Annotated in this window: 16 protein-coding genes; 7 read left to right on the forward strand and 9 right to left on the reverse strand. The window is 63.1% G+C overall.

What is annotated here, in order from left to right; genetic code table 11:
- Positions 1-374 precede the first annotated feature (374 nt).
- Together IE125_RS17085 and IE125_RS17090 are read right to left on the reverse strand one after the other, a co-directional pair.
- Positions 375-1,709 (reverse strand): deoxyguanosinetriphosphate triphosphohydrolase, encoded by a 1,335-nt coding sequence (locus IE125_RS17085; RefSeq protein ID WP_189445895.1) that lies wholly within the window; start codon positions 1,707-1,709, stop codon positions 375-377.
- A gap of 155 nt (positions 1,710-1,864) precedes the next feature.
- Positions 1,865-2,728, reverse strand: a complete 864-nt coding sequence (locus IE125_RS17090) for an oxaloacetate decarboxylase (RefSeq protein ID WP_189445896.1) — start codon at positions 2,726-2,728, stop codon at positions 1,865-1,867.
- 298 nt (positions 2,729-3,026) lie between these two features.
- Between IE125_RS17090 and IE125_RS17095 the strand changes: the two genes are divergently transcribed.
- Complete coding sequence (locus tag IE125_RS17095) at positions 3,027-4,139, forward strand: cobalamin-independent methionine synthase II family protein (RefSeq protein ID WP_189445897.1); 1,113 nt, start codon at positions 3,027-3,029, stop codon at positions 4,137-4,139.
- Positions 4,140-4,208: 69 nt separating this feature from the next.
- On the opposite strand, the gene IE125_RS17100 is transcribed toward IE125_RS17095, so the two are convergent.
- From IE125_RS17100 to glnA, 5 genes are all read right to left on the reverse strand, one after another.
- Entirely contained in the window at positions 4,209-5,954 is a 1,746-nt protein-coding gene (locus IE125_RS17100; RefSeq protein WP_189445898.1) for an alpha-amylase family glycosyl hydrolase, read from the reverse strand.
- A 204-nt stretch (positions 5,955-6,158) separates the two neighbouring features.
- Positions 6,159-7,568 carry a nitrogen regulation protein NR(I) gene (gene glnG / locus IE125_RS17105; RefSeq protein WP_189445899.1) on the reverse strand — a complete coding sequence of 470 codons (1,410 nt, stop codon included), beginning with the start codon at positions 7,566-7,568 and terminating at the stop codon, positions 6,159-6,161.
- Between the two features lie 100 nt (positions 7,569-7,668).
- Complete coding sequence (gene glnL, locus IE125_RS17110) at positions 7,669-8,712, reverse strand: nitrogen regulation protein NR(II) (protein ID WP_189446059.1); 1,044 nt, start codon at positions 8,710-8,712, stop codon at positions 7,669-7,671.
- A gap of 142 nt (positions 8,713-8,854) precedes the next feature.
- Complete coding sequence (locus IE125_RS17115; RefSeq protein ID WP_229809179.1) at positions 8,855-9,454, reverse strand: DUF4124 domain-containing protein; 600 nt, start codon at positions 9,452-9,454, stop codon at positions 8,855-8,857.
- A gap of 313 nt (positions 9,455-9,767) precedes the next feature.
- Positions 9,768-11,174 (reverse strand): glutamate--ammonia ligase, encoded by a 1,407-nt coding sequence (gene glnA, locus IE125_RS17120; RefSeq protein WP_189445900.1) that lies wholly within the window; start codon positions 11,172-11,174, stop codon positions 9,768-9,770.
- Positions 11,175-11,659: 485 nt separating this feature from the next.
- On the opposite strand from glnA, the gene IE125_RS17125 reads away from it, so the two are divergent.
- Positions 11,660-12,643 (forward strand): polysaccharide deacetylase family protein, encoded by a 984-nt coding sequence (locus IE125_RS17125; RefSeq protein ID WP_189445901.1) that lies wholly within the window; start codon positions 11,660-11,662, stop codon positions 12,641-12,643.
- Positions 12,644-12,658: 15 nt separating this feature from the next.
- Here the strand turns inward: IE125_RS17125 and IE125_RS17130 are convergent, their stop codons facing one another.
- Positions 12,659-13,228 carry a nucleotidyltransferase family protein gene (locus IE125_RS17130; protein WP_229809180.1) on the reverse strand — a complete coding sequence of 190 codons (570 nt, stop codon included), beginning with the start codon at positions 13,226-13,228 and terminating at the stop codon, positions 12,659-12,661.
- Positions 13,228-14,781 carry a TerC family protein gene (locus tag IE125_RS19455; protein ID WP_189445902.1) on the reverse strand — a complete coding sequence of 518 codons (1,554 nt, stop codon included), beginning with the start codon at positions 14,779-14,781 and terminating at the stop codon, positions 13,228-13,230. The genes IE125_RS17130 and IE125_RS19455 overlap by 1 nt, the downstream gene beginning before the upstream one ends.
- A 365-nt stretch (positions 14,782-15,146) precedes the next feature.
- Here IE125_RS19455 and typA point away from each other — a divergent pair, with 365 nt between their 5' ends.
- The 5 genes from typA to IE125_RS17160 all read left to right on the forward strand — a co-directional run bounded on the left by typA (position 15,147) and on the right by IE125_RS17160 (position 21,184).
- Entirely contained in the window at positions 15,147-16,997 is a 1,851-nt protein-coding gene (gene typA / locus IE125_RS17140; RefSeq protein ID WP_189445903.1) for a translational GTPase TypA, read from the forward strand.
- Between the two features lie 207 nt (positions 16,998-17,204).
- Positions 17,205-17,975 carry an ABC transporter ATP-binding protein gene (locus tag IE125_RS17145; RefSeq protein ID WP_189445904.1) on the forward strand — a complete coding sequence of 257 codons (771 nt, stop codon included), beginning with the start codon at positions 17,205-17,207 and terminating at the stop codon, positions 17,973-17,975.
- 66 nt (positions 17,976-18,041) lie between these two features.
- Positions 18,042-18,746 (forward strand): ABC transporter ATP-binding protein, encoded by a 705-nt coding sequence (locus tag IE125_RS17150; protein WP_189445905.1) that lies wholly within the window; start codon positions 18,042-18,044, stop codon positions 18,744-18,746.
- A 78-nt stretch (positions 18,747-18,824) separates the two neighbouring features.
- A complete protein-coding gene (locus IE125_RS17155) occupies positions 18,825-19,823 on the forward strand; it encodes a branched-chain amino acid ABC transporter permease (protein WP_189445906.1) in 999 nt (332 codons plus the stop codon).
- The gene (locus tag IE125_RS17160; RefSeq protein WP_189445907.1) at positions 19,823-21,184 is read left to right on the forward strand and encodes a branched-chain amino acid ABC transporter permease; all 1,362 of its coding nucleotides are present in this window, start codon (positions 19,823-19,825) and stop codon (positions 21,182-21,184) included. Before IE125_RS17155 ends, IE125_RS17160 begins: the two co-directional genes overlap by 1 nt.
- Positions 21,185-21,370: the final 186 nt, after the last annotated feature.

Below are 21,370 nucleotides of genomic sequence, written 5' to 3' on the forward strand. Positions count from 1 at the left end.
TCCGACATGATCTCTTCACTCTGGCGGCCGACGCATGGCCTTGTTCGTGAGTGCCGATCATCCAACGCTGACTGGATCGAGTACCGGCGGCCCCGGTCAGCGTAAATGGGCCCAGCCGGGCACCGGCGCTCTCTAGCAGTGCGACGGGCGACGAGCCACGAACAGACCTAGACGACTTGGCACGACCATCGATTTTTATTGATTGATCGTTCAATAAAAATACGGTGTTATGAAAATAGTTTCAACCAATAAGCAGAGATTACCGAGCTTCAGGCAAACCGCTCCCGCACCGCATCATTGTTCGATGAGGCGCGGAGAGAAAAATCACGGTCGGGCGCGATGAACTGCGCGAAAAGGACAGACGAGTATTGGCACTACTCGCCCTTGAGGCGTCCGCCCATCTCCTGAGCAAGTTCGACGGCATAGTGATCCGTCATACCGCCGATGAAATCGAGCATGCGGCGATAGCTGTCGTAGAGGGTCCAGGAGGGCTTCGGCGTATTCTCGCCGATCAGCGCCAGCACGCGCTGGTGCTTGAAGGAGGATTGGCCGGTGTGGTGCAGCTCATGGGCCGCGCCGATGAACGCCTCGAGCAGAATGCCGAGTGTCGTGTAGGCGCCGATCTCGAGCTTGGCCTTGCGCTCGTTGCGGAAAATGCGCTCACGCGCGAGCTGCTTGGCGGAGGAGACGCCCCAGGTCAGATCCGGATGGCACAGATCGAGCAGATCGTCCTCCAGCGCGCCATTGAGCAGTGCAGTCTCGTGCTGCACGAAGACGTCGCCGACCTCGTTGACCGCCCGCTCCATCGCCGCGCCACGCAGTGCCGCGATGCGTCGGCGCTGGGAGACACCGGCCGCCTCCATCTTCTCGTAGCCGGCCGGCGCTTCTCCGGCGATCGAAAGCAGCACCTTGGCCACCTCCTCGTAGCGCAGAATGCCCATTTCCAGGCCATCTTCGAGGTCGAGCAGCGCATAGCAGATGTCGTCCGCGGCTTCGACCAGGTAGGCGAGCGGATGGCGACACCACTTGTTCTCCCCCGCCTGCTTCATGCCGAGGCGTTCGGTCAATTCGATCAGCAGCGGTTTCTCGGACTGATAGCAGCCGAACTTGCCCATCTTGCCGCCGTGCTCGACGGTCCACGGATATTTCAGCAGCGTGCCGAGTGTCGCCGCGGAGAGCCGCATCCCCCCCTGGAACTGGTTGTATTCGATCTGGGTAACGACTCGAAACCCCTGGGCGTTGCCTTCATAGGTCAGAAGATCGCGCCGCTGCGCGTCATCGAGACCCTCGAGCAAGCCACCGCCCTGCTGCTCGGTCCACTTGAACCAGTCGCGAATGGCGTACTCGCCAGCGTGGCCGAACGGCGGGTTGCCGATGTCGTGACCGAGACAGGCAGCTTGCACGATCACCCCGAGATCGGCCGGGCTGACCCAGGCCGGCAGGCGCTCGCGAAGCTGCTCGCCGACGATCATGCCGAGACTTCTCCCCACACAGCCGACCTCCAGCGAGTGGGTCAACCGGGTGTGGATATGATCGTTGTCGGTGAGCGGATGCACCTGGGTCTTGCGGCCCAAACGGCGGAACGAGCCGGAGAACACGATGCGGTCATAATCCTTGTGGAATGGACTACGACCGATCTCGCCCCGCGAGGTGCGCGCGTCGTGCAGACGGACAGGATCGAGCAGGCGCTCCCATTGCATGGCGGTCATCGGGGTCTCCATAAAAAGTCAGCTGCGAGCTGCGAGCTGCGAGCTGCGAGCTGCGAGCTGCGAGCGAAACAGAATGACGCGCTTCAGTCTTGAGTCAAGTCGTCAGGCCGACGGCCAGCATATCGAGGATCGGCTCGTGGCTCGCAGCTCGCGGCTTATTCCTTCACGTCCATATATTCACGCGCCCAGATCCGGTACTCATCCAGTGTCGAATAGCGCGTCGAGAGCTGCGAGGCGTCCAGATCGTTGGTGGCGATGTTGCGCTGTTCGCGCAGACAGTCATAGGTTGCCTTGATCGCGGCGAAGTAGGCGGCGTGACCATTGACCACGACGCGCACGCCGAGCTTGGCCAACCGGGCACGATCGCGCAGCGCCGGATTGTCATAGGTGACCAGCATCAACGGCACGGTCAGCGGCTCGGCGAGCGTTTCCAGATGCTCGAAATCGCGCACGCCAACCAGGCAGACTGCATCGACGCCGGCAGCCTGATAGGCGCGAATGCGAGCGACGGCGGACTCATCGTCGAGCTGGCCGGCATTGGTGCGGGCGATGATCGACAGTGCCGGGTCGATACGCGCTTCCAGCGCCGCACGCATCTTGCCGACGCCCTCTTCCACCGAAATCAGATCGGTGGACTTGTGGCCGTACTGTGCCGGCAGCAGCGTGTCCTCGATCGTCAGCGCCGCCACGCCGGCCCGCTCCAGCTCGGTGATCGTACGCATGGTGTTAAGCGCGTTGCCGTAGCCGTGATCGGCATCGGCAATGAACGGCAGTCGGGCGACGCGGCCGATGCGCGTGGCCTGTTCGACGAATTCACTCAGCGTGATTAGGGCAAAATCCGGCGCCGCCAACACCTGCAGCGAAGCGACGGAGCCACCGAGAATACCGACTTCGAACCCGAGATCGGCGGCGATGCGCGCGGACATCGGATCGAAGACCGAAGCGGTGTAATAGCAGTCGTCGCTCTCCAGAAGCTGACGAAAGTCGTTGCGTAGATCGTGCTGGGAAGGACTTGCCACGAAACACTCCTATTAAGGACGTCGCGCAAGAGAAACACCCGCGCGGCGAAGAGGTGAAAGCCGCCGATAGCCGATGACACGGCGAACAGAGTGTCGACGGAATCGAAAATTCTACCACTAAAGTCTGACCAGGAGGTCGGGTGGCGCGAGGCCTGGCGCATCACCATGAATTGCCTGCATGTCGCTCATGAGAGGCCTTCACTGGCCGGTCGCCACGCGAGCCCGCATCATTAGCGGACTCAACAATCTATCGCGCCTAGCCGCATCATGACCATGGCGCATCTCGAGAGGCTTTCTCATGTCGCAGACGCATCCCCCATTCCGAGCCGATATCGTCGGCAGCTTTCTTCGTCCCGCCGCACTGAAAGAAGCGCGAGCTCAATTCCAACGCGATGACATCGACGCAACCGCGCTCAAGGCGGTGGAAGATGCGGAAATACGCCGCGTCGTCGAACAGCAGGAAGCGCTCGGCATGAAAGTCGCCACCGACGGCGAATTTCGCCGCTCCTGGTGGCACTTCGACTTTCTCGAGCACCTTGAAGGCGTGACCGGCTATTTCGGCGACCAGGGTATCCAGTTCCAGGGCAAGGAGACCTCGGCCAAGCAGATCCGGGTCGACGGCAAGGTCGCCTTCAACCCGACGCACCCGATGCTGGATCACTTCCGCTATCTGGCCAGCGTGACCCGCGTGATGCCGAAGATGACGATCCCCAGCCCCAGCGTTCTGCACTTCCGCGGCGGGCGCAGGAAGATCGACAGCGGCATCTATCCCAGCCTGGACGCGTTCTTCGCCGATACGGCCGATGCCTATCGCGATGCCGTTCGTGCCTTTTACGACGCCGGCTGTCGCTATCTGCAGCTCGACGACACCGTGTGGGCGTATCTCTGCTCCGAGAAGGAGCTGCAGGCAGCGCGGGATCGCGGTGACGACCCGGATCGACTGCAATCGATCTACGCCGAGATGCTCAACCACGCGCTGGCCGACAAGCCGGACGATCTCTACGTCGGTCTGCATGTCTGCCGCGGCAATTTCCGCTCGACCTGGATCAGCGAAGGCGGCTACGAACCCGTCGCCGAGACACTGTTCGGCAAGGTCGGCGTCGATGCCTGGTTCCTCGAATACGACAGCGAGCGTGCCGGCAGCCTCGATCCGCTGCGCTTCATTCCCGAAGGCGCTCAGCAAGCGGTACTGGGTCTGATCACCACCAAGGTCGGCGAGCTCGAAAACCCCGATGCCGTTCGAGCGCGACTCGACGAAGCGACGCAGTACGTCGATAAATCCCAGATCTGCCTGAGCCCGCAGTGCGGATTCGCTTCCACCGAAGAGGGCAACGACCTCGCCGAGCAGGCCCAGTGGGACAAGGTTCGCCTGGTGCACGATATCGCCAAGGCGTATTGGCCCGACGCCTGATCGCGATCATGCGGCAGGCGCCGGCCCAGAAGCCGACGCCTGCACGTTTCCGAGCTTCTCGGGACCGGATCAGCCGGTCGGGTTGCCGTCGTCCTGCCCCATCAACGACCCCAGCAGGCGACTCAAGAAGCCCTTGCGCTCGGGATCGGGCTCCTGCTCGATCAGCGCCTTGGGATCGATGCTGTCACGCTCGACGTGGATGAACGCAGCCTGGAACGGCGGCAGCGTCAGCGTGCCTTCGCGCAGATGAGCCGTAAACCCCTCGTGATAGACGATCTGTCCGGCACCCTCGGGGAGTCGGGTCGTGCGGGTGTCGTCGGTCAGGTTGAACACCGCCAGAATGGCCTGATCTCGCGAGACGCGCAGCCAGCCGAGCAGGTCGTCATCGAAGTCGCTCAGAATCAGCGTGCCCTCGACCATCGCCGGCTGTGACTTGCGCCAGTGCAAAAAGGAGCGCGTCACGCTCAGCGTGCTGTCGGCCTGCGTCTGCTGGCGCTCGACCGACAGACGCCGATGATGGAAGTCGACCGGCAGCCACGGCTCGACGGTCGAGAACCCGCCGCGTTCGCCGTCGCTCCACGGCATCGGCGTCCGGCAGCCGTCGCGCCCCTTATATTCGGGCCACAGCGCCAGGCCGTAGGGGTCGACCAGGCGCTCGTAAGGCACATCGCCTTCGGTCAGCCCCAGCTCCTCGCCCTGGTAGAGACAGATGCTGCCGTAGAGCGAGCAGAGCATCACGGTCGCGACCTTGGCCACCAGCGGACCCTGCTGCTCCATGTGCTCGTGGTTCGCCCAGCGAGACACAACGCGAGTGACATCATGGTTCGAGAGCGCCCAGCAGGGCCAGGCGTCGCCGGCGTAGTACTGGAAGTGCTCGATGATGTCGCGCAGCTGCTTGGCCTCGAATCGCGCATCGAACAGGTCGAAGGTGTAGGCCATGTGCAGGCGATCGTTGCCGATGGTGTACTCGACCATGCGCTCCAGCGGCCGGTCGTCCGAGATTTCGCCGACGGTCATGGTGTCGGGATATTCGTCCATCAGCGCGCGCAGCTCGCCGAGAAAGCCGAGATTCTCCGGCTGGCTGATATCGAACTGATGACGCTGCATCGAGTAAGGGTTGGACGCGGGCACGCTGGGCGTCTTGAGTTCGTGGCTGCCGAGCGCCGGGTTGTCCTGCAGTGCGACGCTGTGAAAGTAGAAGTTGGAGGTATCCAGACGAAACCCGTCGACGCCGAGATCGAGCCAGAAACGCGCGTTATCGAGCTGCGCCTTGCGAACCGCCGGATTGTGGAAATTCAGATCCGGCTGACACGACAGGAAGTTGTGCAGATAGTACTGCCGGCGCCGGCTATCGAAGGTCCAGGCGCTGCCGCTGAAAAACGACAGCCAGTTGTTCGGCGGCGTGCCGTCCGGCTTGGGGTCGGCCCACACGTACCAGTCGGACTTCTGATTCTGACGCGAGCTTCGGCTCTGCACGAACCAGTGATGCTGGTCGGACGTGTGGCTGAGCACCAGATCGATGATCACCTTCAATCCCAGCTCATGGGCGCGCTCCAGCAGCGCCTGAAAATCGTGAAACGAGCCGAACATCGGATCGACGCCGCGATAGTCGGTCACGTCGTAACCGAAGTCCTTCATCGGTGAGGGAAAGAACGGCGAGATCCAGATTGCATCGACGCCAAGCTCCGCGACGTAGTCGAGCTTGGCGGTGATCCCCGGCAGGTCACCGATCCCGTCGCCACGGGCATCCATGAAGCTTCGCGGATAGATCTGGTAGATGACGCTGCCACGCCACCATTGGCTCATGTCGGGCATGGATTCTCCACGGTTTCTCGCATGACGGACGTCTGCTGCCGCGCGCCGACGGCAACAGGAGACGACAGCGCCCGGCGAATCGCCGGGCACTCGTTAACAGCCTAGACGCTTTTCTTAATTCAAGTTAAGTGCTGAGACAGGTCACCATCCGACGCGTTCAGAAAACCGACACCGTCGCCTGCGGCGAGTGATGTCGTCGCTCGGTCAGTCGTCGGCCAGCGCCGGCAGCAACACCTTCAGCTTGCGGGTCAGCGTATTGCGGCCCCAGCCCAGGAGCTCGGCTGCCTCGCCCTTGCGCCCACCGGTGTGCTTGAGCGCCGTCTCGATCAGGATGCGCTCGAAATCCGGCACCGACTCTTCCAGCAGATGCGTGTGGCCGGACGCCAGCGCGCGGTCGGCCCACTCACGAAACGCATTGCGCCAGTCGCCACCGCTGGTCTCGGTGCCCTCCAGATCGCGCAGCTCCGGCGGCAGATCGTCGACCAGCACCTCGCGTCCGGAGGCCATCACGGTCAGCCAGCGGCAGGTATTCTCGAGCTGGCGCACGTTGCCTGGCCAAGGCAGTCGCGTGAGGTGCGTTTCCGCTTCCTTGGTCAGCACCTTCGGTTCGGTGGAGAGCTCCTTGGCCGCCTCGGCCAGAAAGTGCTGAGCGAGCCGCGGGATGTCCTCGCGACGCTCGGACAGCCGAGGCAGGTGAACGCGAATGACGTTGAGGCGGTGGAAAAGATCCTCGCGAAACCGCCCTTCGGCGACCAGCTTCTCGAGATTCTGGTGGGTGGCGGCGATGATGCGCACGTCGACCTTGACCGGCGTGTGGCCGCCGACGCGATAGAACTCGCCGTCGGCCAGCACGCGCAGCAGCCGCGTCTGCGTGTCCGCCGGCATGTCCCCGATCTCGTCGAGAAACAGCGTACCGCCATCGGCCTGCTCGAAACGTCCGCGACGCTGGGCGGCGGCGCCGGTGAAGGCGCCCTTTTCATGGCCGAACAGTTCGGACTCCATCAGGTCCTTGGGAATCGCCGCCATGTTGAGCGCGATGAACGGGTTTCCGGCACGCGGACTGTGCTGATGCAGCGCCTGCGCCACCCGCTCCTTGCCGGTTCCCGACTCGCCGTTGATCAGCACCGTGATGTGGGATTGCGAGAGCCGGCCGATGGCACGAAAGACCTCCTGCATCGCCGGCGCTTCGCCAATGATCTCGGCTGACAACCCCTCCGGCATCGCCGCGGGCGAACGGCGCTCGCGGGCATGAGCAACGCCACGGCGAACCAGCGCCAGCGCATCGTCGACATCGAACGGCTTGGGCAGGTACTCGAAGGCACCGCCCTGATAGGACGCGACGGCGCTGTCCAGATCGGAGTGGGCCGTCATCACGATAACCGGAAGATCGGGATGGTTCTGACGGATCCTTGCCATCAGATCGAGACCGTCCAACCCCGGCATGCGGATGTCGGTCAGCACCACGTCGGGCGGCTGGCGCTCGATCGATTCCAGCGCGGCATCGGCCCGCTCGAAGGATTTCACTTCCAGATCCGGTTGCGCCAGCGCTCGCTCCAGTACCCAACGAATCGCACGGTCGTCGTCGACGATGACAATACGAGCGACATCGGTCATGACAGTCTCCAGTAGGACGGTCCAGCAGAATAGGGAATCGCGCTCTCGGCGACCTCGATAGGGCGCGCCGTGACGCGCGGGGCGGAACAGACGATCGCGTTCACTGCGGCGCCTCGAAGGGAATCAGCAGACGGAATTCGGTGGCGCCAGGGCGGGACTCGCATTCGATCAGCCCCTGGTGCTGATGCAGGATCGACTGCGCAATGGATAGCCCGAGACCGCTCCCCTCGGCGCGCCCGGAGACCATCGGAAAGAACAGCGTCTCGCGTATGTGCTCGGGGATTCCCGGCCCGTTGTCGATGATCGCCACCTCGCACACCAGGCGATGACGCTCTGCCCCGAGCGTAAATTGACGCCGCACTCGCGTACGCAGCAGCAAGTGCGGCGCCGGCGTGCCGAACTCCTCCATCGCCTGCACCGCGTTGCGAGCGATATTGAGCGTCGCCTGGATCAGCTGCGCCTCGTCGCCGATCAGATCGGGCACGCTGGGATCGTAGTCACGCTCGAACGTCAGCTGGTGGTGCTCCACCTCAAGCAGCGCCCGCACGCGCTCCAGCACCTTGTGCACGTTCAACGGCTCGTGATGCACCAGCGTGTTGGGGCCGAGCATCCGGTCGACGAGGTCGCGCAGCCGATCCGCTTCCTCGACGATGATGCGGGTGAACTCGGTCAACTGGGGGTCGGGCAAATCTCGTTCGAGTAGCTGCGCCGCACCGCGAATGCCGCCCAGCGGATTCTTCACTTCGTGGGCAAGCCCCCGCGTGAGCACCTTGACCGTCTCCTGCCGGGCGATCAACGCCTCTTCCCGCGAGATACGCAGCAGCCGGTCCCGCGGCTCGATCTCGAGCAGCAGCTCGCGGCTGGTCATCGGCGTAGCGGTGAAATCGACGGTAATGACCTCACCGGTCGCCAGTACCAGTGCGGCCTCCCGCTGCGTGTAGGGGTGAAACTCCACCATCGCCTTCTGCAGCACCTGACGGATGACGCCATCCTGGCCCTCGAGGCAGTCGAGCCACTGTCCGACCACGCGGGGGCGACTGGCGGCAAGAAGCGCCTCTGCGGCGGGATTCAGCCAGCGCACGTGAAGCGCGTCGTCCAGCAGAACGACGGCGGTCGTCAAGTGCTCCAGCAAGCGTTGATACATACGTTGTTCCATCGTGGTGATCCGGTATGTGCTTATACAGTGCAAAAACCGCGCCACTCCCCGAATTGGCCCAGAGACGGAGGGTGGACGATGGAGGCGCGTCTAGTGTGCACCAGTTTGGGGCAACAAAGTACCGGCGTGCTTACCGATTGGGATTATTCGGATTCCTGGGCAGGTTCACGCTGGCCCGCTGGACGTAGATCGTGACCGGCGGCGTTGCCAGTCGCGTCTGGCCCTGCCCGTCAACCAGCTCGGCCTGCAGGCGATGCTCGCCGCGTTCGAGCTGACTCAGCGCGAATACGCTCGAGTGCATCGGCGACTGGCGGACCTTGCCATCCACGCGGAGCTGAACCCGATCTTGCCGGCGCAGCGCTGGCTCGATCGAGAGCTTCACCTGAACATTGCCCGCTTGCCCGGTCGGAATCGTCTGTTCGTTGCCGGGGCTTGCGATCGCGAAGCGCGCGTACTCGAAGGCCGCCTCCGGCGACGGAGCTGGCGTCATCGACCTCACGCTATCCGCGTCATGGGGCGCACTCGGATCGACCACCGTAATCGGCGCGAGATCCACGCGACTGCCGGCCTGCGGCTCGTCGCTGTAGACGACGTTGCCCTGGGCATCGATGTGGCGATACACCGGCGCCGCGAGGGCCAGCGACGTCAAACTGCCGAGCGCCAGGCTCGTCAGTACCGGCCACGCCAGCACCTGCCTCGTCAAAATCTTGCTCATCTTGATCTTGCGCATCGTCCGACTCCCTTCGCAAATGAACAGGCCTTGAAAAAGCTGCCGCGGGGCGCATCAAGCAGCGCTCGTCGGGGGCATTCTTGCTGTCTATCGGCCCGATACGATCACTCTGCACCACCGGCAAAGGCCCCCTCGATGCAGACCGCGAGCAGATCGACACAGGTTATGAGCACATCACCGATGGCTTGGCATCACCTTGCGCCGCTCGGCCAACGCTGTCGCTCGCCACCGAAGATCGACCCAGACGAAAAAGCCCCACCGAAGGGTGGGGCTTGTGCACAGCATGACTCGTCGCCGAGGCGACGGACCGCAATCAAACGCTGTAGTAGAGCTCGAACTCGACCGGGTGAGTCGCCAGGCGCAGACGCTCGACGTCTTCACCTTTCAGCTCGATGTAGGCATCGATCATGCTGTCGGTGAAAACACCACCTTCGGTCAGGAAGGCACGATCGGCGTCCAGAGCTTCCAGTGCCTGATCCAGGCTGGTCGCGACGGTCGGGACTTTCTTGCCTTCTTCCGGCGGCAGGTCGTAGAGGTTCTTGTCCATCGCGTCGCCAGGATGGATCTTGTTCTTGATGCCGTCGATGCCGGCCATCAGCATCGCCGAGAACGCCAGATACGGGTTGGCCGTCGGGTCGGGGAAACGCGCTTCGACTCGCTTGCCTTTCGGGCTGGCGGTGTACGGGATACGGATGGACGCGGAACGGTTACGCGCGCTGTAGGCGAGCATGACCGGCGCTTCGAAGCCCGGGACCAGACGCTTGTAGGAGTTGGTCGAAGCGTTGGTGAAGGCGTTCAGGGCACGCGCGTGCTTGATGATGCCGCCGATGTAGTAAAGCGCCATCTCGGACAGGCCTGCGTACTCGTCGCCCGCAAACTGGTTGCTGCCGTCTTTCCAGAAGGACTGGTGGACGTGCATGCCGGAACCGTTGTCACCGACCAGCGGCTTGGGCATGAAAGTTGCGGTCTTGCCGTAGGCGTGGGCGACGTTGTGGATGACGTACTTCATCTCCTGAACTTCGTCAGCCTTCTTCACCAGCGTATTGAACTTGACACCGATCTCGTTCTGACCGGCGTTGGCCACTTCGTGGTGATGGACTTCGACGCCCTGACCGATCGCCTGCAGCGTGTTGCACATCGCGCTGCGGATGTCGTGGAAGCTATCGACCGGCGGGACCGGAAAGTAGCCGCCTTTGACGCGCGGACGGTGGGCCAGGTTGCCGCCTTCGAACTGACGATCGGTCGCCCAGGCGCCCTCTTCGGACGAGATCTTGTACATCGAGCCCTCGATATCGGACTTGAAGTGCACTTCGTCGAAGATGAAGAATTCGGGTTCCGGGCCGAAGAAGGCGGTGTCACCCAGGCCGGTGCTCTGCAGGTAGGCTTCGGCGCGCTTGGCGATAGAGCGCGGATCACGCTCGTAACCCTGCATGGTGGACGGCTCGATGATATCGCAGCGCAGGATCAGAGTGGCGTCTTCGGTGAACGGGTCGAGGAAGGCGGTGCCGTCTTCCGGACGCAGGATCATGTCGGACTCGTTGATGCCCTTCCAGCCTTCGATGGAAGACCCGTCGAACATCTGGCCATCTTCAAAGAATTCCGCATCGACGGCGCTGGCCGGGATCGTGACGTGCTGCTCCTTGCCCTTGGTATCGGTAAAGCGCAGATCTACCCATTTGACGTCGTGTTCTTCAATCAGGGCGAGGGTTTTCTCAGACATGATGTCCTCCACTGTGAGCCTTGGCTCGATTCGTTGGCGAATGTCCAACACCGCTTTGTAGCATGCATCTTTGTATCATGGGTCAGCGGGGCTTGCCCACGCGCACGGCATTTTCCTCTGCTTATGCAGAGAATGTGCCAAAATGGAGCATGCCGCCTTCTACAAAAGACAAGATTCTGATTTGCAATAGACTTTTTCGGTTTCGCGACGACAGGCTACGGCGTGGGAGGCACTGCCGCGGCGAGTCACTTCGGTGCTCAAGGGCTTGTAAGCACCTTTTTGGTTCACTATTTAAGCCAAACGCACCAAAATGAAACATTAATTCCTCCAGCTTTACCTGCTGGTGCTACCGCGCCAATACTGTACCGATGACGAGGCAGAGCGGATTGCCTCGAGGATGAGACAAGCGGATGCCGGCTTGACCGGCCCTCCGGACCTTGTGAATCGAGATGGCGCCGGTGCCATCTTGCGAAGGGAATCGACTCATGCCCAAGCTCGATAGCCCCCAGAGCGTGGTCAAACGCCTGCGCGGACACTGGCGTCTGAGTCTGAGCGAACCGCTCTACGGACGCAGCGCGATCGTCGTCATCCAGCGCGTGCTGGATGACGAGGACGAAGCTCGTCTGCCCCATAGAACCGACTGGTGCCTCGGACCGGAGAGCTTCCGTCAGCTGCTCGACTCGCTCGCCGAGAACGCCCAGGTGGTGAGTCTGGCCAGCGCGCTGCAGCAGCACCATGACTCGCGCCCGCGAATCGCCTTGACCTTCGATGGCGGCTGGCAGGATCTGAATCGCCAGGTCGCGCCGGCGCTGGAGAAGCTGGCATTGCCGGCCAGCGTCTTCATTCCGCATGCGTCGGCGCCTCACTTTCGTGCGCCCTGGCGCGCCGTGCTCAGCGAAGCGCTGTGGCAGGCAGAGATCGACGGCGAGGCCTTCCAGGCGTTCGTGGCCGCAGGGCTGGCGCCACCGCCGGTTGGCGGGCCGCACCGGGATGAAGCCGCCAGCCGAGCGATTCGTCTTTACCTCGAACAGCAGACGCTCGCCTCGAGCGTTCAGAGCCGACTGGAGAGTCTCGCCGAAACCCTGCTGCCCGCCTCTGGCCTGATGCGCCAGGCACTCGACCCTTTCAGCATCCGGCGTCTGGAATCGGGCGGATTGATTCGCTTCGGTTCCCTGAGCATGCCGGTTCCTGGCGACGTCCACTCGTTGCATCGGCTTCGCCACAGTCGCCATCGCCTGGCCAGTCTGTGCCAGCAGCCGCTCGACATCGTGGCGTGCGCCAGCGATGACGGAGATGCCACGCTGGTCCAGCTGGCGGAGAAGATGGGCATCCAGCACGTCCTGACCCGCCAACCGGGGTGGCTACCCCCCTCGCCCCGCCACATTCGACTACCGCGATTCTCGATCACGCAGCCGCTGGCGAGCAGTCCGGGAAAGCTGTTCGACTGGCTACTGGGCTATCTGCAGTAGCGCGGGCAGCCCTCTTCAGTCGAAGTCCCGCGCCGGCATGAGAAGCGCGGGCCAGCGCGTCTGCCACTGCTTCTCGAGCGCGCGACGCCGGAGCACCTCGGCATCGCCGTGCAGCGGATTGAGCGTGACGCGCCCTGACATCAGCGTCTCGATACCGAACGGGGCCAGCAGACGCAGCCGATCCCGCTCATCCAGCGTGACGCCGACAGCGGTCTCGCACTCGACCCAGAAGCGCATCGCATCGAGGGTGGATCGATAGGGCTCGTGACCGTGACGGCAGTGCATCCGCGCCTGATTCTTGACCGACCACGGCGCGCCGCCGTGCGCCTGCAGCCGCTGCGTCAGCTCGCGATCCCGCGCACTCGAATCATCCTCACGATCGAAAAAGATGAGGTCGATGTCGTTCAAGGGCGTGGGAACGTCATGCGCATGCAGTCGATCCCATACCAGGTTGCGCACGAACCCCGCCGCCAGCGCCCACTGCGGCAGTGCCAGCTCGCGCGCCTGGCGGAGCCGCGTCATGCGCTCCGCGTCTTCCCGAACCCAGCCGAGCAGCCGCGCTTCGAGCGTCGGGTTATCGCCCACTACCGGCCATCGGCGTCGAGTCGCCTCAGACGCACACGCCGCACCCGGTGTCGCTCGACGTCGCGAATCTCGATCCGCCACGGTTCTACATCCACCGTGGCGCCGATGTAGGGCAGTGTCTCCAGGCGGTCGATCACCAGCCCGGCGAGGCTGGTGTAGTTGCGATCGAGCGGCAGCGGCTCGGGGAGTTGCTGATTGACGTCGACCATGTCCTCGCTGGCATCGACATCGTAGACGTCGTCGCCGATACGACGGATACGTGCTTGCCCGCCGGGCGCCGTCAAATCCTCCTCGGAGAGATCGCGCATGATATCGAGCAGCGTAGCGACGCCTTCGAGCGTGCCGAATTCATCGACCACGAAGGCGATCATCTCGCCACTGCGCTGAAACTGGCCGAGCGCCTCGACCAGACTGGTGTTCTCCAGCAGTACCAGCGGCTGTTCGATCAGCACCTCGATCTCGGCGGGCTGACCGTCCAGCAGCACGTCGAGCAGCCGCTTCTTGTGGATGACGCCGAGCGGCGAGTCGCTTTTCCCCTCGCGGATCACCACCAGGCTCGCATGCCGACTGGCCCGCAGCTGTTCCAGCCGCTTCGGTTCGGCATCGGCCAGATCGAGGCAGTCCAGATCGCGGCGCAGCGTCATCACCGCGCTGATCGGCTTGTCCGCCATCGACAGCACCCCGCGAACCATGCGCTGCTCCTCGGCGCCGAACATCGTCGCGGCCACGCCGGTGTCGCGCTGCTCGATGCCCACGTTGCCGCCACTGATCAGCCGCATCACCGCGTCGGCCGTGCGCGTGCGCCGAGTGGTACCACGCGCTTCGACGCGGGTCCGGCGTCGGCGCCACTCCTCGAGCAGTTCGATGACGATCGAGAAGCCGATCGCGCCGTAAAGGTAGCCCTTGGGAATGTGCAGCCCCATGCCCTCGGCGACGAGGCTGAAGCCGATCATCAAGAGAAAGCCGAGACAGAGCAGGATCACGGTCGGATGCTGCCCCACGAATCGCGTCAGCGGCTTGCTGGCCAGCAGCATCAGGCTGACGGCGATGATCACGGCGATCATCATCACCATGAGATGTTCCGACATGCCGACGGCGGTGATGACCGAATCGATCGAGAACACGGCATCCAGCGCCACGATCTGCGCGACGACGACCGAGAACGCGGCATAAGCCCCTCGTGCCGCGCCGCCATGGGCCGTAGTGGCATTGATGTGGTCGTGCAGCTCGCTGGTCGCCTTGTAGATGAGAAAGAGACCACCGCCGATGAGGATCAGATCTCGGCCGCTGAAACCGTGTTCGAAGACATTGAACAGAGGCCGCGTCAGCCCCATCAGCCAGGAGATGGCCCCGAGCAGGACCAGGCGCATGATCAGCGCGAGCGAGAGCCCCATGAGGCGAGCCCGGTCGCGCTGGGCCGGCGGCAGCTTGTCGGCCAGAATGGCGATGAATACCAGGTTGTCGATACCCAGCACGATCTCGATGACGACCAGCGTCGCCAGGCCCGCCCAGGCGGCCGGATCGGCGATCCAGGAAAATTCGAACCACCCCATCAGTGAAGCCTCCCGGACAAGACGCGGGACGCATCGGTGGCGGTAAAGAAAGTCGGAAACGGGGAGAGAACGCCGGTATCGACGGCGCGGAAAGACAGGGAGCGACAACAGTCGTCGTCGATTGACGTGGCCAAGCCAGGTTCCTCGAGAATAGAGAACCGTCCATTCTATGGCGCTCTCGCGTGGAGGGGAATCCCGTCACGATCCCGTCGTTTCGACGAAAGTAGCCAGTCTCGCGCCCTTGCCTGTACAATGCGCGCCCAGCCTTCCTACCCGTGCCCAGGGGGACTCGTCGATTCGCGCTCGAAATGCCGGTCGCCGATAGACAACATGGGCGCCTACATTTTTACGATGGATAAAGCCCCATGAGTGACAACGCCGCTGACGCTCGCATCGAGAGCATTAGAAACATTGCCATTATCGCGCACGTCGACCACGGCAAGACCACGCTGGTCGACAAGCTGCTCCAGCAGTCCGGCACCCTGGATCGCAAGGCCGAGGGTCAGGACCGCATCATGGACTCCAACGACCAGGAGAAAGAGCGCGGTATCACCATCCTGGCCAAGAACACCGCGATCCGCTGGAACGACGGCAACGGCCGCGACTACCACATCAATATCGTCGACACCCCGGGACACGCCGACTTCGGTGGCGAGGTCGAGCGCGTCATGTCGATGGTCGACTCCGTTCTCCTGCTGGTCGACGCGGTCGACGGCCCGATGCCGCAGACTCGCTTCGTGACCCAGAAGGCGTTCGCCCAGGGCTTGAAGCCGATCGTCGTGGTCAACAAGATCGACCGCCCGGGTGCGCGCCCTGACTGGGTCATCGACCAGATCTTCGATCTGTTCGACAACCTCGGCGCTTCCGACGAGCAGCTCGATTTCCCGATCATCTACTGCTCGGCGCTCAACGGCATCGCCGGCATGGAGCCGGACCAGCTCGCCGACGACATGGACCCGATGTTCCACTCCATCGTCGATATCGTCGAGCCGCCCAAGGTCGAGATCGACGGCCCGTTCCAGATGCAGATCTCCGCGCTCGACTACAACAGCTACGTCGGTGTCATCGGTCTCGGTCGCATCAAGCGCGGCAGCGTCAAGCCGGGCCAGCAGATCAGCGTCATCACCAAGGAAGGCAACACCCGCAAAGGCAAGATCGGCCAGGTCATGACCCACATGGGTCTCGAACGCGTCCAGACCGACGAAGCCACTGCCGGCGACATCGTCTGCATCACCGGCATCGAGGATCTGGCGATCTCCGACACCTTGTGTGACGTCAGCGCCGTCGAGGCACTGCCGGCGCTCACCGTCGACGAGCCGACCGTCTCCATGACCTTCCAGGTCAACGACTCGCCGTTCGCGGGCAAGGACGGCAAGTTCGTCACCAGCCGCAACATCAAGGAGCGTCTGGATCAGGAGCTGATCCACAACGTCGCGCTGCGCGTCGAGCAGGGCGACAGCGCCGAGAAGTTCAAGGTCTCCGGCCGCGGCGAGCTGCACCTCTCGGTGCTGATCGAGACGATGCGTCGTGAAGGTTTCGAGCTGGCCGTCGGCCGCCCCGAAGTCATCATCAAGGAGATCGACGGCGTCAAGCAGGAGCCGTACGAAGAGGTCATCATCGACTGCGAAGAGCAGCATCAGGGTTCGGTGATGGAGGAGCTCGGCTACCGCAAGGGCGAGCTTTCCAACATGAACCCGGACGGCAAGGGCCGAGTGCGCCTGGACTTCATCATTCCGGCGCGTGGTCTGATCGGCTTCCGCGGTCAGTTCCTGACCCTGACCTCCGGCACCGGCATTCTGACCAGCCGCTTCGACCACTATGGCCCGCTGAAGCCGGACGCGCAGATCAAGCGTCGCAACGGTGTGCTGGTGTCGATGGTTTCCGGCAAGGCGCTGGCCTACGCCCTCTACGCGCTGCAGGACCGCGGCAAGCTGATCGTCGAGCACGGCACCGAGGTCTATGAAGGCATGCTGATCGGGATCAACAACCGCGCCGAAGACATGGTGGTCAACCCGACCAAGGCGAAGAAACTCGACAACATGCGCGCCTCGGGCAACGACGAGAACATCGTGCTGACGCCGCCGGTGCGCTTCACGCTGGAGCAGGCGATCGAGTTCCTCGACGATGACGAGCTGGTCGAGATCACGCCGAACCATATTCGTCTGCGCAAGAAGTTCCTGACCGAGAACGAGCGCAAACGCGCCAAGAAGAACTGATCAGCGATCTGTTCTCCAGAGACACCCGCCTCCCGGCGGGTGTCTTCGTTTACGCTGCCCGTCGTTGGCGAGGCGTTTAACGAAAAGGCTACTCACGCGAACTGACGCCTGTACAATCGGCAACATTGGTCGCGCCCGCCCCGCGCCGGAGGGCCAATCCCCATCGCAGCACCGACAGCAACAACAACTGCGCATCAAGGAACCCCGATGACCCCGATCATCGATGTCCGTAACATCAAGAAGTCGTTCGGCGGCCTGACCGTCATCGACGACTGCTCCATCCAGGTCCAGAAAGGCTCGATCACCGGCATGATCGGCCCCAATGGTGCCGGCAAGTCGACGCTGTTCAATATCATCGCCGGCAGCCTGCTGCCGGATAGCGGCGAAGTGCTGCTCGATGGCGAACCGATCACCTGGCTCTCCGCCAACCACCGTTTTCACAAGGGACTGCTGCGCACCTTCCAGATCGCGCACGAGTTCAGCCATCTGACCTCGCTGGAAAACCTGATGATGGTGCCACCGGCGCAGGAGGGCGAGAACCTCTTCAGCACCTGGTTCAAGCCGGGCGAAGTCAAGCGTCAGGAAGCGCAAACCCGGCGCCGGGCGCTGGAGGTACTGGACTTCATCGGCCTCTCGCACGTGCGCAACGAGCTGGCCGGCAACCTTTCCGGCGGCCAGAAGAAGCTTCTGGAGCTCGGCCGCACGATGATGACCGACGCCCGCGTGGTCCTGCTCGACGAGATCGCCGCCGGCGTCAACCGCACCCTGCTGGGCGATCTGATCGACAACATCGAGCGCCTGAATCGCGAGATGGGCTACACCTTCCTGGTCATCGAGCACGACATGGAGATGATCGCGCGGCTTTGCGATCCGGTGATCGTGCTGGCCCAGGGCCAGGTCATGGTCGAAGGCTCGATTGCCGATATCCAGAACAATCCCGAGGTCATCGAAGCCTACTTCGGCGCGGAACCGGCCTGATATCGCCGTCGATATCAGACGCTCACACCCGATTCCCGGACCGGCACGACAACGATAGAGCGACAGATGCCAATACTCGAAGCGATCGACGTTCATGGCGGCTACGGCGGCATGAACATTCTCAACGGCGTCGACATGGCGATCGAAGCCGACGAAGTCGGCGTCATCGTCGGCCCCAACGGCGCCGGCAAATCGACCATGCTCAAGGCCGTGTTCGGCCTTTTGACCATCACCGGTGGCGAGATCCGCCTACGCGGCGAGCCGATCACCAATCTCTCGCCGCACAAGCTGGTCGAGATGGGCATGGGATTCGTGCCGCAGGAGAAGAACATCTTCCCCAGTCTCTCGGTGGAAGAGAATCTCGAGATGGGCGCCTTCCTCAAGCCGGCCACGGCGTCACGGCTGAAGCAGCAGATCTTCGAGTTCTTTCCTCCATTGAAGGAGAAGCGCCGACAGCCCGCGGGCGAGCTCTCCGGCGGACAGCGCCAGATGGTCGCCATGGGCCGCGCACTGATGAACGAGCCCAGCGTGCTGCTGCTCGACGAGCCGACCGCCGGCCTCTCGCCGCTTTACATGAACGAGATTTTCGAACGGGTGAAAGCGATTGCCGCCTCCGGCGTCGGCGTGCTGATGGTCGAGCAGAACGCCAAGCAGGCGCTGCGCATCGCGCACCGAGGCTTCGTGCTGGCCGCCGGGCAGAATCGCTTCACCGATACCGGCGAGGCGCTGCTCAACGACCCGCAGGTGGCCAGGAGCTTCCTCGGCGGCTGAGACTGTTTGGCGTCGCGCGCTTGGCCGCGGCCGGCGTTAACTCGATTTTCCGGGCTATTCCATCAAAGAGATGTCGTCGTGAATGAGCTGATCTACTTCTTTAACTATGTCGTGGTCGCCGGCAGCGTCACCGGCTGTATCTACGCCATGGGCGCGGTCGGCGTGACGCTGATCTACAGCATTCTGCGCTTCGCCCACTTTGCCCATGCCGACATGATGACGCTCGGCACCTTCGTCGTGCTGCTGCTGACGATGCTCTTTCCCCACGCCGGCGATGCCCTGGGGCTGCCCACGGCCATCGTCATGCTGCCGATCGGCATGGTCTTCACCTCGCTGGTGGCCGTGGGCATCGACCGGGCCTTCTACCAGCCGCTGCGCGCGCACAAGGTCAAGCCGATCGTCATGGTGATCGCCTCGCTCGGCGTCACGCTGATGCTGCAGGGGCTGATCCGGCTCTTCGCCGGGACCGGCGCGCAGAGTCTCTACGTCGATGCGCGCAAGGAGATCTTCCGTATCGATATTCCGGGCGTGACCCGGCCGATCATTCTCACCGAACCCCAGATTATCCTGTTCGTCGTCACCATCGTCGCGGTCGTCGGCCTGCATCTGTTTTTGACTCGGGCCAGACTCGGCAAGGCGATGCGAGCCATGTCTGACAACCCCGATCTGGCGCGTGCCTCGGGCATCAATACCCAACTGATCGTGACACTCACCTGGGTCATCGCCGGCGGGCTTGCCACCATCGCCGGCACGCTGCTGTCGCTGGACGTCGCGTTCAAGCCGGACCTGAGCTTCTTTCTGCTGCTGCCGATCTTCGCCGCGGCGATCGTCGGTGGCGTCGGCCACCCGCTCGGCGCCATCGCCGGCGGCTTTCTGGTCGGTTTCGCCGAGACGCTGGCGGTCTTCAACTGGTCGGTGCTGCTGCGCCCGATTCGGGATAGCCTGCCGAGCTGGATCGAACTGCCCAACAACCTCGCGATCGTCGGTACCGAATACAAGATCGTGGTGCCCTTCTTCATTCTGGTAGCGGTGCTGATCTGGCGCCCGACCGGCATCTTCAAAGGGAAGGTGATCTGATGAACGATTCCGATTCGACGTCCCAACCTCGCCGCAGCACGCCGCAACCGAGTCAGAACGCCTCCCAGCATCGGCGTGATGCCCCCGCACTCGCTCGGCCGACACTGCCGCTACGGGAACTGGTGCTGTTCGGCGGTCTGGCCGTGATCGTGCTCGGCGTCTTCTCGATGATGGGGCCGGCCTACGCCACGCGCATGCTGGTCGAGGCTTCCTGCTACGCCATTCTGGCGCTGGGGCTGACCATTCAGTGGGGCTACGCCGGCCAGTTCAACGCCGGCATCATGGGTTTCGTGGCGCTCGGTGGCTTCTCAGCGACCTTCTTCAGCATTCCGGTCAATCACGCCTTCTGGCAGAGCGATCTCCCCGCGCGGCTCGGCTGGGTACTGCTGGCGATCATCGCGGTCGTCGCCATCGTCTTTGCCATCACTCGGCTGGACCGCATCGGCGTACCCAAGCTGCTACGTACCATCCTCGCCGTCGTCGCTGGCCTGATCGGCTATCTCGTGGTGGTGAGCTGGCTGCGTAGCGTGACCGGCGATATCGAGTCGCAGGTCGAATTCATCGGCGGTCTCGGTCTGCCCGTCTGGCTCGGCTGGATCGTCGGCGGCGCGCTCGCCGGTGGTATCGGTTACGTCATCGGCCATATCTGCCTGGGGCTTCGCAGCGACTACCTGGTCATCGCGACGCTCGGCATCGCCGAGATCATCAAGGCATTCCTCAAGAACTCGGACTGGCTGACCCGCGGGACCGCCACCATCTCGCCGCTGCCGTGGCCCGTTCCTACACCGGGCGATGTCGGCTTCCTGAGCGCCCGCGCGTTCTATCTGGCGGTGACCGTGGTCATGATCGCGGTAATCTTCTTTCTGCTCCATCGCGCCTATCACGCACCCTGGGGCCGCATGATCCGCGCTATTCGCGACAACGAAGTCTCCGCCGCCGCCATGGGTAAATCGATCAATCGCCGTCGCCAGGAGATCTTCGTCTTCGGCTGCATTCTGATGGGCGTGGGCGGTGCCGCATTGACCAGCTTCAACGGCATTTTCGATCCCCAGGGCTACCTGCCGCTCAACCACACCTTCCTGGTGCTGGTAATGGTGATCCTGGGTGGACCCGGCAACAATCTGGGTACGCTGTTCGGTGCCGTGCTGGTCTACGTGATCTGGATCATGTCCGGCCCGCTGGCGCTGGCGCTGATGCATCTGGTCACGGCGCTCGGCGGTGACTGGTTCGGCTGGCAGCCCGGTAATCTCGACAGTCGAGCGCTACAGGCTCGCGTCTTCGTCATCGGCCTGCTGATCCTGATGGTACTGCGCTTCGCGCCCCGCGGCCTGATCCCGGAGAAGGTCGCTCAGCACGATTGAGTCTTGCTCCATTACAAGGACGCTCACAACGACGCTCACAAGAGCGGACTTTTGACACACGCGGAAATCGCCCTCATGAACGCAAAATCCCGAGCCAAGGCTCGGGATTTTGCGTTTAGGTAGAACCGACAGGAGAAAGGGAATGGCTCGCCGATCGGCCCTTTGGTGACGCTATTCATTCACCAA

Origin of the sequence: Salinicola rhizosphaerae, assembly GCF_014652715.1 — a bacterium.
GTDB lineage: Bacteria > Pseudomonadota > Gammaproteobacteria > Pseudomonadales > Halomonadaceae > Salinicola > Salinicola rhizosphaerae.

Coding starts and splice junctions, on each gene's coding strand:
- IE125_RS17085 (WP_189445895.1), bottom strand. CDS start 1,709: ATGACCGCCATGCAATGGGAGCGCCTGCTCGATCCTGTCCGTCTGCAC.
- IE125_RS17095 (WP_189445897.1), top strand. CDS start 3,027: ATGTCGCAGACGCATCCCCCATTCCGAGCCGATATCGTCGGCAGCTTT.
- IE125_RS17100 (WP_189445898.1), bottom strand. CDS start 5,954: ATGCCCGACATGAGCCAATGGTGGCGTGGCAGCGTCATCTACCAGATC.
- glnG (WP_189445899.1), bottom strand. CDS start 7,568: ATGACCGATGTCGCTCGTATTGTCATCGTCGACGACGACCGTGCGATT.
- glnL (WP_189446059.1), bottom strand. CDS start 8,712: ATGTATCAACGCTTGCTGGAGCACTTGACGACCGCCGTCGTTCTGCTG.
- IE125_RS17115 (WP_229809179.1), bottom strand. CDS start 9,454: ATGCGCAAGATCAAGATGAGCAAGATTTTGACGAGGCAGGTGCTGGCG.
- glnA (WP_189445900.1), bottom strand. CDS start 11,174: ATGTCTGAGAAAACCCTCGCCCTGATTGAAGAACACGACGTCAAATGG.
- IE125_RS17125 (WP_189445901.1), top strand. CDS start 11,660: ATGCCCAAGCTCGATAGCCCCCAGAGCGTGGTCAAACGCCTGCGCGGA.
- IE125_RS19455 (WP_189445902.1), bottom strand. CDS start 14,781: ATGGGGTGGTTCGAATTTTCCTGGATCGCCGATCCGGCCGCCTGGGCG.
- typA (WP_189445903.1), top strand. CDS start 15,147: ATGAGTGACAACGCCGCTGACGCTCGCATCGAGAGCATTAGAAACATT.
- IE125_RS17145 (WP_189445904.1), top strand. CDS start 17,205: ATGACCCCGATCATCGATGTCCGTAACATCAAGAAGTCGTTCGGCGGC.
- IE125_RS17150 (WP_189445905.1), top strand. CDS start 18,042: ATGCCAATACTCGAAGCGATCGACGTTCATGGCGGCTACGGCGGCATG.
- IE125_RS17160 (WP_189445907.1), top strand. CDS start 19,823: ATGAACGATTCCGATTCGACGTCCCAACCTCGCCGCAGCACGCCGCAA.